The organism is Pseudidiomarina tainanensis (assembly GCF_900115255.1).
Taxonomy (GTDB): Bacteria; Pseudomonadota; Gammaproteobacteria; order Enterobacterales; family Alteromonadaceae; genus Pseudidiomarina; species Pseudidiomarina tainanensis.
In genome coordinates this window covers 267560-281144 of sequence record NZ_FOYU01000001.1, presented here as the reverse complement: position 1 = coordinate 281144, position 13585 = coordinate 267560, and the positions used below count along the sequence as shown (strand labels likewise).

Genomic DNA, 13585 nt, shown 5'->3' with positions numbered 1-13585 from the left:
TTAAATTGCGCGATTCAATAGCATGGATTTGATGTTACCAATAGCCTTCGTTGGGTTGAGCCCTTTTGGACACACGTTGACGCAGTTCATGATACCGTGACAACGGAATACGCTGAACGCATCATCAAGGTCGTTTAAACGCTCTTCTGTCGCCGTATCACGGCTATCAATCAAGAAGCGATAGGCGTTTAACAAACCTGCTGGTCCAATAAATTTGTCTGGGTTCCACCAAAACGAAGGACATGACGTTGAGCAGCATGCACATAAAATACATTCGTACAAACCATCCAACTTCGCCCGATCTTCTACCGATTGCAAACGCTCACGCGCAGGTGGGGTTTTGTCATCGTTAATCAGATACGGTTTGATTTTTTCGTACTGCGTATAGAACTGACTCATGTCGACAATCAAGTCACGGATAACCGGAAGACCTGGTAATGGACGAATCACAATCTTCTTGTCACCGCCTTTAAGCGCTGACAATGGCGTGATACATGCGAGGCCGTTCTTGCCGTTCATGTTCAGACCGTCAGAACCACACACACCTTCACGGCATGAGCGACGGAACGCCAACGTTGGATCTTGCTCTTTCAACAACAACAGCAAGTCGAGCACCATCATGTCACGGTTTTTCTCCACCTCAATGGTGTACTCTTTCATGTATGGTGCGTTATCAACGTCTGGGTTGTAACGATAAACTGAAATATTCAACTTCTTCATCGTTGTCACCTAACCTTAGTAAGTCCGCGCTTTCGGCGGGAATGCTTCACGCAGTTTTGGCTGCATATTCACTTCGCGCTTCACAATCGACTCGTCCTGTGGACGATATACTGTGTGCACTAACCAGTTTTCGTCATCACGATCTGGATAGTCGGCACGGCTGTGAGCACCACGGCTTTCAGTACGGAAGTTTGCAGCAACTGCTGTTGAATAAGCTGTTTCCATCAAGTTATCTAACTCTAAGCATTCAATACGCTGCGTGTTAAATTCTTTACTGGTGTCATCCAAACGTGCATTCTGCAAACGTTCACGGATTTTCTTCAGCTCTTCTAGACCTTCAGCCATCGCTTTACCTTCACGGAATACCGAGAAATTCAGCTGCATACACTTCTGCAAGTCTTTCTTAATTTGTACTGGGTCTTCGCCATCTTTGTTGTTTTCCCAACGACGAACACGTGCCAGTGCGGCTTCAACTTGCTCTTCTGATGCTTCTTTCGCATCACCAAGTGATTTCATCGCGTCAGCAAGATGCAGACCAGTCGCACGACCAAATACCACCAAGTCTAGCAACGAGTTACCACCTAAGCGGTTAGCGCCGTGTACTGATACGCAAGCGATTTCACCACAAGCAAATAAGCCATGAATTGGCGTTGCGTTACCGTTCTCATCGATCTGTAACGCCTGACCGTTTACGTCAGTGGGAATACCACCCATCATATAGTGACAGGTTGGGATAACCGGAATTGGCTCTTCAGCTGGGTCGACGTGCGCAAAGGTTTTCGCTAGATCACAAACGCCAGGTAAGCGACTTTCTAAAACATCACGGCCTAAATGGTCGAGCTTCAGCTTCAAGTGCGGACCAAGTGGACCATCGCAGCCACGACCTTCACGAATTTCGGTCATCATTGAACGTGCAACAACGTCACGCGAAGCCAAGTCTTTAGCATTTGGTGCATAGCGTTCCATGAAGCGCTCACCATCTTTATTCAAGAGGTAACCACCTTCACCACGGCAACCTTCAGTTACCAAGGTACCCGCTCCGGCGATACCGGTTGGGTGGAACTGCCACATTTCCATATCTTGAACTGGTACACCAGCTCGCAGTGCCATACCAACACCGTCACCGGTATTGATGTGCGCGTTCGTGGTCGATGCATAGATACGCCCTGCACCACCCGTCGCTAGCACAACGGCTTTAGCTTTGACGTAAAAAATTTCGCCGGTTTCGATGTTCAGTGTAGTCACACCAACAATCGCACCCTCGTCATTTTTGACTAAATCTAATGCATACCACTCAGAGAAAACGGTAGTTTTATTTTTCACGTTCTGTTGATACAACAAGTGCAACAACGCATGGCCTGTACGGTCAGCTGCTGCAGCAGTACGTGCTGCTTGTTCGCCACCGAATTCTTTTGATTGGCCACCAAACGGACGTTGATAAACTTTACCGTTCTCAAAACGTGAGAATGGCAAGCCCATATTTTCAAGCTCTAGAATAGCTTCAGGACCCGTCTTACACATATATTCGATGGCGTCTTGGTCACCGATGTAATCTGAACCTTTTACGGTATCAAACATGTGCCATTGCCAGTTATCTTCGTGCGCGTTACCTAGCGCTACGGTGATACCGCCTTGGGCAGAAACTGTGTGAGAACGAGTTGGAAATACTTTCGACATCAAGGCACAAGTCATGCCTGATTGCGAAATTTGTAAGGCAGCGCGCATACCTGCGCCGCCAGCGCCGATTACTACGGCATCAAATTCGAGTGTTTGTACGCTCACTTAGACACCCTCCACTGGCCACACAACCAATAAACCGGCTAACCAGTATACGATTAATGCGACACATACTGCGTATTGAAGAAAAGCTCGTAAGCCCGTGTTTTTAACGTAGTCAGTCAACACTTGGAAGATACCAATCCAACCGTGAATCAATACGGCAGTTAGCGCTAACATGGTGAAGATCTTCATACCCAAGTGCGCGAATAAATTGGTCCAAGTAGCGTACGTAATCGCTTCTGCTGAAACTAGGAAGCTCACCATGAAGATGGTGTACAACGCCATGATGATGGCTGACGCACGGAGCAAGATGAAATCATGGCTACCGGTGCGGCCGAATGTTGAAGCTGCTTTTACCATAACCAAACTCCTGCTAGTACTGAAAGTACGATAGCTAACACGAAAACGATCTGTGCGCTCACTCGACCAGAATCGAGTTCTTCAAAATAGCCCATGTCCATGAACATGTGGCGAACGCCAGCAAGTAAGTGATAACCCAACGCGGTCATGATGCCCCAAGCGATAAACTTGGCAATGAAGCCGGTCAGTAAACCGTGCACCATGTCAAAACCTTCTGCGGATTGAAGTGAGGTTGCCAAAGCCCAAACCAGAAAACCAACGCCCACCAGCATAATCACGCCAGAGATACGATGGAGAATGGAACTAATGGCTGCAGCCGGGAAGCTGATAGTGTTTAAGTCTAAATTTACAGGTCTTTGTTTTTTCACGATTGTTGTGCCTTTACGAAAAGCATTGTTAACATGCTCGGAACTTCAAACATCCTCGTCCCGTAGAAATGGTAGAGAGGACCCTGTGAGATCGCCGCCAAAGTATATAAGCCATGCTTATGAATTACAATTCCTTAGCGACGTCTTTCGCTTAAAAACGTAAATTATTTATCAATAGATCAAGCCAATAAAATCCAGCACTCGATGACAATTCTACCTTAGTCGCATACAACCGCTTCGCAGATCGGCGTATAACGTTCAGGCTCAATTTTTTTTCAGGTGATTGTCATCCGACTGTCACATTGTAGCGTAACAATGGCGTGTTAAACTAGCACCCAGTATTGGAGCTTTCGCTCAAATTTCCGGGCTTTTACTTGACCTGAATCAGCAGATTTATTCGGTTTAAACGGTCGTTTGAATTGACATTCACGGTTAAGATCAAGTAAATTCTATCGCCCTTTTAGTGATGAAGCAGACTTAAACAAGGAGATTTCCTTATGGCTGATCGTAAAGCCACCCTGCAGATTGACGGCCAATCCATTGAATTGCCAGTTCTATCTGGTACAGCCGGCTATGATGTAATTGACGTGCGTACTCTCGGCAAACATGGTTTTTTCACCTTCGACCCAGGCTTTTTAGCAACCGGTTCGTGTGAATCAAAAATCACCTACATCGACGGTGAAAACGGCATTCTTCTGCATCGCGGATATCCAATTGATCAGCTTGCGACTCAAGCGGATTATCTCGAAGTATGTTATATGCTGCTACACGGTGAAGCACCGAACGAAGAAGAGTATGCAAAATTTAAGCAAACCATTACCAAGCACACGATGGTTCATCAAGGTTTGCACAACTTCTTTAACGGCTTCCGTCGCGATGCGCATCCAATGGCGATGCTGTGTGCAGTAACCGGTGCCCTGTCATCGTTTTATCACGACGATTTGGATATTCATGACGAAAAGCAACGTTTACGTAGCGCTTATCGCTTAATTGCGAAAATGCCAACGATTGCTGCCATGGCATACAAATTCAGTATTGGTCAGCCATTCGTCTATCCACGCAACGATTTAAGCTATTCAGAGAACTTCCTGAACATGATGTTCTCAGTGCCAGCAGAAGACTACAAAATTAGTCCGACTATCGCGAAGGCGATGGACCGTATCTTCACATTGCATGCAGACCACGAACAAAACGCATCAACTTCAACTGTTCGTCTGGCTGGTTCTTCTGGCGCTAACCCATATGCGTGTATTGCAGCAGGTGTTGCATCACTGTGGGGGCCTGCTCACGGCGGCGCAAACGAAGCGTGTTTGCGTATGTTGAAAGAAATCGGCAGTGTCGAAAACATTCCTAAATACATTGATAAAGCAAAAGACAAGAACGATCCGTTCCGTCTCATGGGCTTTGGTCACCGTGTTTATAAAAACTTCGACCCACGTGCAACAGTGATGCGCGAAAGTGCTCACGAAGTTTTGAAAGAGCTCAACATCAACGATCCGTTGTTAGATGTCGCGATGGAGCTTGAGCGCATTGCGCTTGAAGACCCTTACTTCGTTGAGAAGAAACTGTATCCGAACGTTGATTTCTATTCAGGTATTATCTTGAAAGCAATCGGCATTCCAACCAATATGTTCACAGTAATCTTCGCATTATCACGTACCGTTGGCTGGATTTCACACTGGCATGAAATGATGGGCGAAGAAAATCAGAAGATTGGTCGTCCGCGTCAGTTATACACTGGCGAAGCGAAGCGCGATTTTAAGCCACTCAAGCGCTAAGCAATCGGTGAAATTCACCACTTGTTAGTGAAAAGCACTCTTCGGAGTGCTTTTTTTATTTCTCTTGCCCGTAAACCATTCCATGTTACGCCTCATCTAAAACACCAACACCTTCTTAGAACGCCTTTAAAACAAAGGGTTAACCAACTTTTTAATACATCACCTTAATTATTGGCACGTTCTATGCATGTATATCGATACCAAGTCTTAACAGACAGGCGCCGGCGCAGAACCCGGAGCTACGAATAACGAATAACCCATAACGATTAACGAACTAAATCGGGATAAGAAAATGAACACGTACATCAATCGCTTTGCCGTTTTAACTCTCACATCACTTCTGGCCCTCAGTACTGCGGCTTGCAGCGATGCTGGAGCGAATGACGAAACAACAGCGGCGCAAGAGCAAGCTCAAGTCGCCCGTATTCCAGTCGCTACCCAAACCGTTAAAGCGGGTGAGATCACTTCAAGTTTCAAGACAACGGCAACCCTAGAAGCACGTGATGAAGCGGATGTGACGAGCAAGGCGACCGGTATTATCGAGGAAATCTTGGTCGAAGAAGGCGATTACGTAAAAGCCGGCCAAATTCTTGCCCACATGCGCGACGATGAATATCGCATTCAAGTAGCGCAAGCAAACGCCGAGTTAAATTCCATCAAGCAAGAATTAAAACGTGTGAAAGACATGGCCGAACGCGAAATGATTAGTGCCGATGCCTACGATAAATTACGTTTTCAAGCAGATATGCTGCAAGCTAAATACGACATGGCAGCACTAAATCTTGCCGAAACTGAAATCCGCGCGCCAATCAGTGGCTACGTTGCGTATCGCTACGTTAAACCTGGCAATCTTGTACGTCAGTATGAACAGCAAAAGCTCTTCCACATTGTGGCATCAGATGTTTTGCAAAGTAATGTCTACTTGCCTGAGCGCGAACTACAACGCGTTAAAGTTGGACAAACCGCACAAATGCAATTAACGGCTTTGAATAATCAAACAGTTACCGCCACCGTGGCTCGAATCAGTCCGGTTGTGGACACTCAATCAGGCACATTTAAAGCGGTTTTGCACGTTGACAATCAAGATAACCAGCTTAAACCAGGCATGTTTGCACACGTGAATCTGAATTATGCAACCCGTCAAAATACCGTGACCGTGCCGCGTTATGCTGTGCAAAGTCTCGATAATCAACACAGTGTGTTTACCGTGGATGCCGACGGAATCGCACACAAAGTTGACGTAAAGATTGGTTTTGAAGATGAAACCCATCTCGAAATCACGCACGGCTTACAAATTGGTGATGCGATTGTCGTTAGCGGCCAAGCTAATCTAAAAGATGCCGCTTTAGTTGAAGTGATTCGGAGCGAGCAACAATCATGAGTATTGTTAAACTTGCGGTCAAACGCCCCGTCACCATTGCAATGCTGACGCTCGCCGTGATGTTATTCGGCTTTGTTTCACTGGGTCGAATTCCGGTGACTCTCCTACCCGATTTAGCCTACCCAACTTTAACTGTGCGCACCGACTATCCTGGCGGCGCGCCAGGTGAAGTTGAGCAGCTAGTGAGTAAACCCATTGAAGAAACACTCGGTACAGTGAAAGGAATTCGTCGTATCGAATCAATTTCGCGCGCTGGTCAAAGTGATGTTCTACTTGAATTTAGTTGGGGCACGGACATGGAAATGGCTAGCCTTGATGTACGCGAGAAACTCGACTGGGTTGAGTTACCACTCGATTTGGATAAACCCGTTTTACTACGTTTTAACCCAAGCGAAGAACCGGTTTATCGATTAGCGTTAAGCTTAACCAACAATGAGCAATCGATTTCCGCACTAAAACAATTACGCACCTATGCTGAAGAAGATTTAAAACGTCAACTAGAGAGTATTGAAGGCGTCGCCTCAGTGCGTCTCGGTGGCGGTCTCGAAGATGAGATACAAGTTCTTGTTAACGAGCGCCAAGCTGCCGCATTGCAGATTCCAATGACCTTAATCACACAGCGGCTGCGCGAAGAGAATATCAACTTATCAGGCGGTCGTATTGAAGCGGATCACGCAGAATATTTGGTTCGCACCCTTAATCAATTTAAAGATCTTGATGATATTCGTTCAATTTATCTAACCACCCGCAATAACCGTCCAATTTTACTAAAAGACATTGCGGTCATTGAAAACAGTTACAAAGAACGCGATGCAATTAGTCGTGTTGGCGGCATGGAAGCCGTCGAAGTATCGCTTTACAAAGAAGGCGATGCCAATACTGTGCAGGTTTCAAAAGCTATTCAGTCGCATTTGCAGCAACTGAAAGAAGCCAAACTACTGCCGGAACAATATGCGATTAAACCAATCTATGACCAAGCGGTGTTTATCAGCGCGGCAATTGCCGAAGTTCGCGATGCAGCCATAGTCGGTGGTCTCCTCGCTATGGTGATTATCTATCTATTTTTGCAACGCGTCTGGCCGACCATAGTCATTAGTTTAGCGATTCCCATCTCGATTATTGCGACCTTTAATCTACTTTATGGTTATCAAGTATCGCTGAACATGATGTCGTTGGGTGGTATTGCGCTCGCGGTGGGTATGCTGGTTGATAGCGCCATCGTGGTACTTGAAAATATTGCCCGCCATCAACAAACGTCTGACGTCGAAACAGCTGCAGAAACTGGTACTCGCGAAGTTGCTGGAGCTATCGTCGCCTCCACCTTAACCACGATGGCCGTGTTTTTCCCGCTCGTTTTTGTTGAAGGTATTGCGGGGCAACTCTTTCGCGACCAAGCGTTAACCGTCACCTTTTCACTTGCTGCGTCGCTTATCGTTGCACTAACGCTTATCCCGATGTTATCGAGTCGTCAGCGCCAAGGCAATGCCGCTGCCGTAGCACCGTTTGAGTACGCAACAGGATGGCGGTTTTGGGTAAAAACACCAATTTACCTCGTGTTTCGTTGGATCCCATTCTTGCTGATCAGCATCTTCGTTGGCATTACGCGCCTATTCGCCAAGCTATTTACGCTGCTTACAACCCCCGTATTAAAACTTTTTAATGCGATGTATTCGACGTTAGAAACCAGCTATCAAAGTTTGCTAAACCTTGCACTCAAGCGTGCTGGTATTACCTTAAGTGTTATTCTGCTTAGCGCAGCCGCATGCTATACCCTATTACCGCGATTACCGGTTGCCTTATTACCGAGCATGGCGCAGGGTGAGTTTTATGTGGAAGTGGAACTACAACCAGGCGCAACGATTTATGAAACTGATGCTGTTTTAGCTCAACTAGGGCAAGTCATTGCTAATTCTGAAGAGCTAAACGACTCAGTTGCTCGCTACTACACTATCGCAGGTACCGGTAGCTTACTAAATGCAGCGCCGGGACAAAGTGGTAATCAATGGGGTCGACTCAACGTCGTCATGAATGAACAAGACGCTGTCGCGACAGCACGCGTGCAAGACCAGTTACGCCAGCAAGTGCAAGCCATGCCTGGGGTGATGGCCAAGTTTGGTACGCCGGAGCTATTCAGCTTTGCGAGCCCAATTACGATTGAGTTTGTTGGTTATGATCTCGACTTGTTACAACAAGCAGCACAACAATTCGGTGCAACTCTCGAGCAACACCCGCAATTCACCGATATCCGCGTGAATATGACGGACGGACAACCAGAGCTTGCCGTCTATTTTGACCACGCGAAACTCAGCCAATATGGGCTGACTAGTGCTGAAGTATCGGAGCTACTAGCGACCAAAATTGGCGGACGCGTCGCAAGCCAATTTAGTTTAGATGACCGTAAAATAGATATTCTTGTTCGCAGCCAGTCCACCGATCGCAATTCATTGCGTGACCTAGAGCAAGTCATCATCAACCCTGGTGCAAATCGAGAAATCACGTTGCAAGCAGTGGCGGAAGTCGTTCCTGTGGTCGGCCCCAGCGAAATTACCCGTATCGGCCAGCAACGCACAGCTTTAGTTGAAGCAAATTTAAACTTTGGTGACCTCGGTAGTGCCGTTAATAACGCTGAGCAATTACTCGAGGCAACACCATTACCGCCGACTGTGACTGCCCGTGTCGCTGGTCAAAATGAAGATATGCAGCGATCATTCACGTCATTACAGTTCGCTCTCGTGTTGGCGGTGTTTTTGGTCTACTTGGTAATGGCCTCACAGTTTGAATCGCTGTTACATCCGCTATTTATCTTGTTCACTGTTCCGCTAGCCGGCGCTGGTTCGGTTTTAGGACTGTATTTAGTAGGCACTGAGCTCAGTATTATCGTTTTTATCGGGCTCATTATGTTGGCTGGTATTGTGGTGAATAATGCCATTGTACTCGTCGATCGCATCAACCAATTACGAGCCGAAGGTGTCGATCGGTATCAGGCAGTTTATACCGCTGCACAGCAACGTTTGCGTCCAATCCTCATGACCATGCTAACGACCGTGTTAGGTTTGTTGCCACTGGCAATTGGCCTCGGTGAAGGTGCTGAAATTCGAGCGCCGATGGCGATCAGTGTCATCGCAGGTCTGTTGTTCTCAACGTTACTCACGCTGTTATTCATCCCTTGCTTGTATCTGCTGGTTGATCGCAATGCCAAAAGCAAGGAGGCACAGGTATGAATGCTGCGCAAATAGGATCAGCTCTGGCTCGCTGGGCGCTTCGTCGTCCAGTGACCACCTGTATGATTTTCTTATCCATGCTGTTGCTTGGCGCTATCAGCTCAAGATTGTTACCGCTTGAGAAGTTTCCAGGAATAGAGATTCCCGAAGTTGTGGTTCAGGTCGCCTACCCTAATTCCACCCCGGCAGAAGTCGAACGATTAATCACTCGGCCACTTGAGGAAGCCCTAGCGACGCTGAGTAATGTGAGTCGGATGCGCTCAACGTCAACATCAGATAATGCACAAGTACTCTTGCAGTTTGAATGGGGCCAAGACATTCGAACCAAAAGCATTGAAGCGCGAGAAAAGGTAGATGCCATCAAGCATTTATTACCAGACGATGTCGACCGTGTCGTAGTATTTCAATTTAATACGGAAGACATGCCGGTATTTCAATTGCGCATTAGTAGCCAACGAGATTTAACCAATGCCTATGACTTATTGGACCGAAGTCTGCGTAAGCCGATTGAACGCGTCGATGGTGTCTCTCGCGTCACGTTATACGGCGTCGAGCCACAGCAAATTGTCATTCGACTCAATCAGGCGTCGCTGTTAGCTCATCAATTGTCCCCAGCAGAAATAACTGCTGCGTTGCAGCGCGCTAATTTCTCACTGACCGCAGGCTTTATTGAGAATGAGCATGAGCGAATTCTTGTTAACCCTGTTGGTGAATTCCAAAGCGAGTACGAGATTGGCAACTTCCCTATTCGCCCGGGTTTAAAGCTGCGAGATATCGCCGAGATAGGTCGGGAAATGCCCCGCAAAGTTGATGGCCGCCATCTTGATCAAAGTTATGCTATCGGCATGGAAGTATTCAAAGAGTCAAACGCTAACCTCGTTGATGTCTCCGCTCGCGTAATGAAACTCATCGACGAAATCAAACAAGATCCGCAATTTAACGGGATTAATTTGTTCGTGATGGATGACACCGCCAAAGGCGTAACAACATCGTTGAGTGATTTGGTCAGTGCTGGTTTGCTGGGTGCGTTTCTATCGTTTCTAGTGCTCTATGCGTTTCTTCGCAACCTTACTACTACGTTAGTGGTGGTTTTGAGTGTTCCTATCGCTATCTGTATTGCACTTGGCGGTATGTATTTTCTGGGCTACTCGCTGAATGTACTCTCGCTGATGGGATTAATGTTAGCGGTGGGCATGTTGGTTGATAATGCGGTGGTAATTACCGAAAGTATTCAGCACGAGCGCGAACAAGGTGCAGCTGCAGAGCAAGCAACGGTAGAGGGTGTCGGGCAAGTGTCACTGGCTGTTGTCGCCGGTACCTTAACGACAGCAATTGTCTTTTTGCCGAATATTTTTGGTAAAAAAACCGATATCACTATCTTTTTAGAGCACACGGCTATCGCAATCTGTTTATCGCTGTTGGCATCGTTGTTGTTGTCACAAACGCTGGTACCGTTACTGATCACTAAACTTCGCCGTTTCAGCAATAACAAAGTGAAGCCACAAAAGCCACCGCGCCGCTATCGCAAAGCACTGGAGTGGAGCTGGCATCATCCAATTTGGACAGGCTTCTTTGCCATATTGTTGCTCGCAAGTATCGTGATTCCATTTGCTGCGGTAAGCGGCGATGAAGGTCCACAAGGCTTCAATGACCGCTTGTTTATTAACTACAATTTGCACACGCAATACAGTCTTGCCGAAGTTGAAGACGAAGTAACTCAGCTTGAGACTTATCTGTATGCCAACAAAGATAGTTTCGATATCAATGCGGTATACAGTTATTACACGCCCGACTACGCCATTTCGACTTTGTTATTAAAAGAAAACCGAGACGAAAAACTGGCTGACCTCATGGAGCGTATTCGTAAAGACATGCCTAAATTATTGCGTAGCGATCCGAAGTTTGGTTTTGGCGGTGGCCGAGATGGTGTTCGAGTGACCTTAAGTGGACAGTCAACTGAGGTGCTGCAACGCTTAGCTGCCGACGTTGTACCCAAGTTAAGTGCAATAGAAGGACTTACCGATGTTCAAACCGAACTAGAAACTGGTCAATTTGAACTCGTCATCACCATCGATCGCGAACGCGTTCACAACCTTGGACTCAGTTCAGCTGACGTAGCTAAGACCGTAGCTACAGCCTTACGAGGCCAGCGCCTGCGTTCTTATCGTGGTGACCCAAATGGTGAGATAGATCTGCGTGTCGCGTTTGATAAAGAACTCGAAAACTCGTTACCTGCCCTCTATAACCTACCTATTTTGCAGGTGGGCCAAAAGATTATTGCCTTACAAGACATTGCCAGTTTAGTGAAGCAACCTCGATTAGGTCAGATTCGACGCACCGACCGACGCACGTCATTGAATATTGATGCGAATTTGAATGAGCTCACAACGAACGAAGCGCGTGACAAAATTACCGCTGCGTTAGAGCAGTTGCAACTTCCACAAGGCTACTTGTGGAGTCTCGATGGCAGCTTTGAACGGCAGCGTGAAAACGAAAGCGTCATGCTCGTAAACACGTTACTTGCGGTAGCATTAATCTATATTGTCATGGCCGCATTATTCGAATCGCTATTACTGCCGACGGCGGTTATCACCTCACTATTATTCTCAATTGTCGGTGTATTTTGGGCGTTGCTCATCACCGGTCAGTCAATTTCCGTGATGGCGATGATTGGCATCCTGATTTTGATGGGGATTGTGGTTAATAACGGTATTGTTTTGGTCGACCGTATCAATCATTTGCTTGATACCGGTGCATCGTTAAAAGATGCGATTATTGAGGGTAGCGTGAGTCGTTTACGCCCGATCTTGATGACCGTTTCAACTACCGTGTTAGGCTTGTTACCACTGGCTTTTGGCACCACCCAAATAGGTGGCGATGGCCCGCCTTATGCGCCAATGGCCATTGCGATTATTGGCGGTTTGGTGTTCTCAACCATAACCAGTTTATTTCTTGTACCTTATGCTTACGCTCGCCTGATTGGCATGCGGGCGCGCTGGCAACGTTTATGCCAGCACGCACAAGCAAAAGTTAATCAGTTACTACCTGGTTAGCACGAGCTAAGTCGGCTGGCGTATCAATGCCAGCCGGCGGTAAGGCAATCGCTTCAGCCACATGAATGCGTTCGCCGTACCAAAGTACGCGCAATTGCTCTAAAGATTCGATTTGCTCTAACGGACTCGGTTCCCACTCAACGTAGCGCCAGACGAAACCAGCGCGATACGCGTAGATGCCAATGTGACGACGGTAGTCTGCAAGTTCGCCTAAACGATTTTGCGTTAAGCCGTCGCGTTCATATGGAATCGGTGCGCGACTAAAATACAGCGCATACCCATTCACATCGGTCACGACTTTCACCGCATGTGGACTCTGTACCTCTTCCAGCGAAGCAATTGGTACAGCCAACGTGGCCATTTGCGCAATTTTTTGGTTGGCGAGATTATCCGCTACTTGGCGAATAATTTCCGGCGGAATAAAGGGTTCGTCACCCTGCACATTCACCACCACTTGATCATCAGCTATCGCTAAATAATCGATAACTTCAGCGATTCGCTCAGTTCCCGAATTATGGTGTGATGCAGTCATCATGGCGCGTCCACCAAAAGCTTCCACTGCATCAATAATACGCTGATCATCGGTCGCCACAATGACTTCTGCGGCACCAGCTGCAGCGGCGCGCTCATAAACCCGTTGAATCATGGTTTTGTTGCCGATCATGGCCAGCGGCTTACCCGGCAAGCGCGATGAGGCGTAACGCGCTGGAATTATGACAGTAAAACTCATGATGGTAACTGCTCCAGTTCGTCGCGACTCAGTTCGCGAGCTTCATGACTTAATAGCATTGGTATGTCGTTTCGGACTGGGTACGCAAGTCGGTCTCCACGACACACCAACTCACTTTTTGCGGCAACCCAAATCAACTTTCCCTTGCATAAAGGACACGCCAAAATAGCCAATGTCTTTTCATCAACCGCCATA

10 protein-coding genes are annotated in these 13585 nt (G+C 47.2%); 4 read left to right on the top strand and 6 right to left on the bottom strand.

Annotation, left to right across the window (positions count from 1 at the left end; genetic code table 11):
- The 4 genes from BM292_RS01255 to sdhC are packed head-to-tail and all read right to left on the bottom strand — an operon-like array spanning position 1 to position 3227.
- The gene (locus BM292_RS01255; protein ID WP_092854510.1) at positions 1 to 720 is read right to left on the bottom strand and encodes a succinate dehydrogenase iron-sulfur subunit; all 720 of its coding nucleotides are present in this window, start codon (positions 718 to 720) and stop codon (positions 1 to 3) included.
- A 15-nt stretch (positions 721 to 735) separates the two neighbouring features.
- Positions 736 to 2502, bottom strand: a complete 1767-nt coding sequence (sdhA, locus tag BM292_RS01250) for a succinate dehydrogenase flavoprotein subunit (RefSeq protein WP_092854508.1) — start codon at positions 2500 to 2502, stop codon at positions 736 to 738.
- On the bottom strand, positions 2503 to 2859 hold the full coding sequence (gene sdhD, locus BM292_RS01245) for a succinate dehydrogenase, hydrophobic membrane anchor protein (RefSeq protein WP_092854506.1): 357 nt from the start codon (positions 2857 to 2859) through the stop codon (positions 2503 to 2505).
- The gene (gene sdhC / locus BM292_RS01240; protein ID WP_092854504.1) at positions 2853 to 3227 is read right to left on the bottom strand and encodes a succinate dehydrogenase, cytochrome b556 subunit; all 375 of its coding nucleotides are present in this window, start codon (positions 3225 to 3227) and stop codon (positions 2853 to 2855) included. Before sdhC ends, sdhD begins: the two co-directional genes overlap by 7 nt.
- A gap of 497 nt (positions 3228 to 3724) precedes the next feature.
- On the opposite strand from sdhC, the gene BM292_RS01235 reads away from it, so the two are divergent.
- From BM292_RS01235 to BM292_RS01220, 4 genes are all read left to right on the top strand, one after another.
- Positions 3725 to 5005: a citrate synthase gene (locus BM292_RS01235; protein ID WP_092854502.1), complete on the top strand. Its 1281-nt coding sequence runs from the start codon at positions 3725 to 3727 to the stop codon at positions 5003 to 5005.
- Positions 5006 to 5297: 292 nt separating this feature from the next.
- A complete protein-coding gene (locus BM292_RS01230) occupies positions 5298 to 6386 on the top strand; it encodes an efflux RND transporter periplasmic adaptor subunit (RefSeq protein WP_092854500.1) in 1089 nt (362 codons plus the stop codon).
- Complete coding sequence (locus BM292_RS01225; protein ID WP_092854498.1) at positions 6383 to 9607, top strand: efflux RND transporter permease subunit; 3225 nt, start codon at positions 6383 to 6385, stop codon at positions 9605 to 9607. Before BM292_RS01230 ends, BM292_RS01225 begins: the two co-directional genes overlap by 4 nt.
- Positions 9604 to 12660, top strand: coding sequence for an efflux RND transporter permease subunit (locus BM292_RS01220; RefSeq protein ID WP_092854496.1), 3057 nt, complete (start codon positions 9604 to 9606; stop codon positions 12658 to 12660). The genes BM292_RS01225 and BM292_RS01220 overlap by 4 nt, the downstream gene beginning before the upstream one ends.
- On the opposite strand, the gene kdsB is transcribed toward BM292_RS01220, so the two are convergent.
- Positions 12638 to 13390 carry a 3-deoxy-manno-octulosonate cytidylyltransferase gene (gene kdsB, locus BM292_RS01215; protein ID WP_092854494.1) on the bottom strand — a complete coding sequence of 251 codons (753 nt, stop codon included), beginning with the start codon at positions 13388 to 13390 and terminating at the stop codon, positions 12638 to 12640. The genes BM292_RS01220 and kdsB overlap by 23 nt on opposite strands.
- Positions 13387 to 13584 carry a Trm112 family protein gene (locus tag BM292_RS01210; RefSeq protein WP_092854492.1) on the bottom strand — a complete coding sequence of 66 codons (198 nt, stop codon included), beginning with the start codon at positions 13582 to 13584 and terminating at the stop codon, positions 13387 to 13389. The genes kdsB and BM292_RS01210 overlap by 4 nt, the downstream gene beginning before the upstream one ends.
- Position 13585 lies beyond the last annotated feature (1 nt).

Bases quoted from the DNA above. Each gene is read 5' to 3' on its own strand.
- BM292_RS01255 (WP_092854510.1), bottom strand. From the start codon at position 720: ATGAAGAAGTTGAATATTTCAGTTTATCGTTACAACCCAGACGTTGAT.
- sdhD (WP_092854506.1), bottom strand. From the start codon at position 2,859: ATGGTAAAAGCAGCTTCAACATTCGGCCGCACCGGTAGCCATGATTTC.
- BM292_RS01235 (WP_092854502.1), top strand. From the start codon at position 3,725: ATGGCTGATCGTAAAGCCACCCTGCAGATTGACGGCCAATCCATTGAA.
- BM292_RS01230 (WP_092854500.1), top strand. From the start codon at position 5,298: ATGAACACGTACATCAATCGCTTTGCCGTTTTAACTCTCACATCACTT.
- BM292_RS01225 (WP_092854498.1), top strand. From the start codon at position 6,383: ATGAGTATTGTTAAACTTGCGGTCAAACGCCCCGTCACCATTGCAATG.
- BM292_RS01220 (WP_092854496.1), top strand. From the start codon at position 9,604: ATGAATGCTGCGCAAATAGGATCAGCTCTGGCTCGCTGGGCGCTTCGT.
- kdsB (WP_092854494.1), bottom strand. From the start codon at position 13,390: ATGAGTTTTACTGTCATAATTCCAGCGCGTTACGCCTCATCGCGCTTG.
- BM292_RS01210 (WP_092854492.1), bottom strand. From the start codon at position 13,584: ATGGCGGTTGATGAAAAGACATTGGCTATTTTGGCGTGTCCTTTATGC.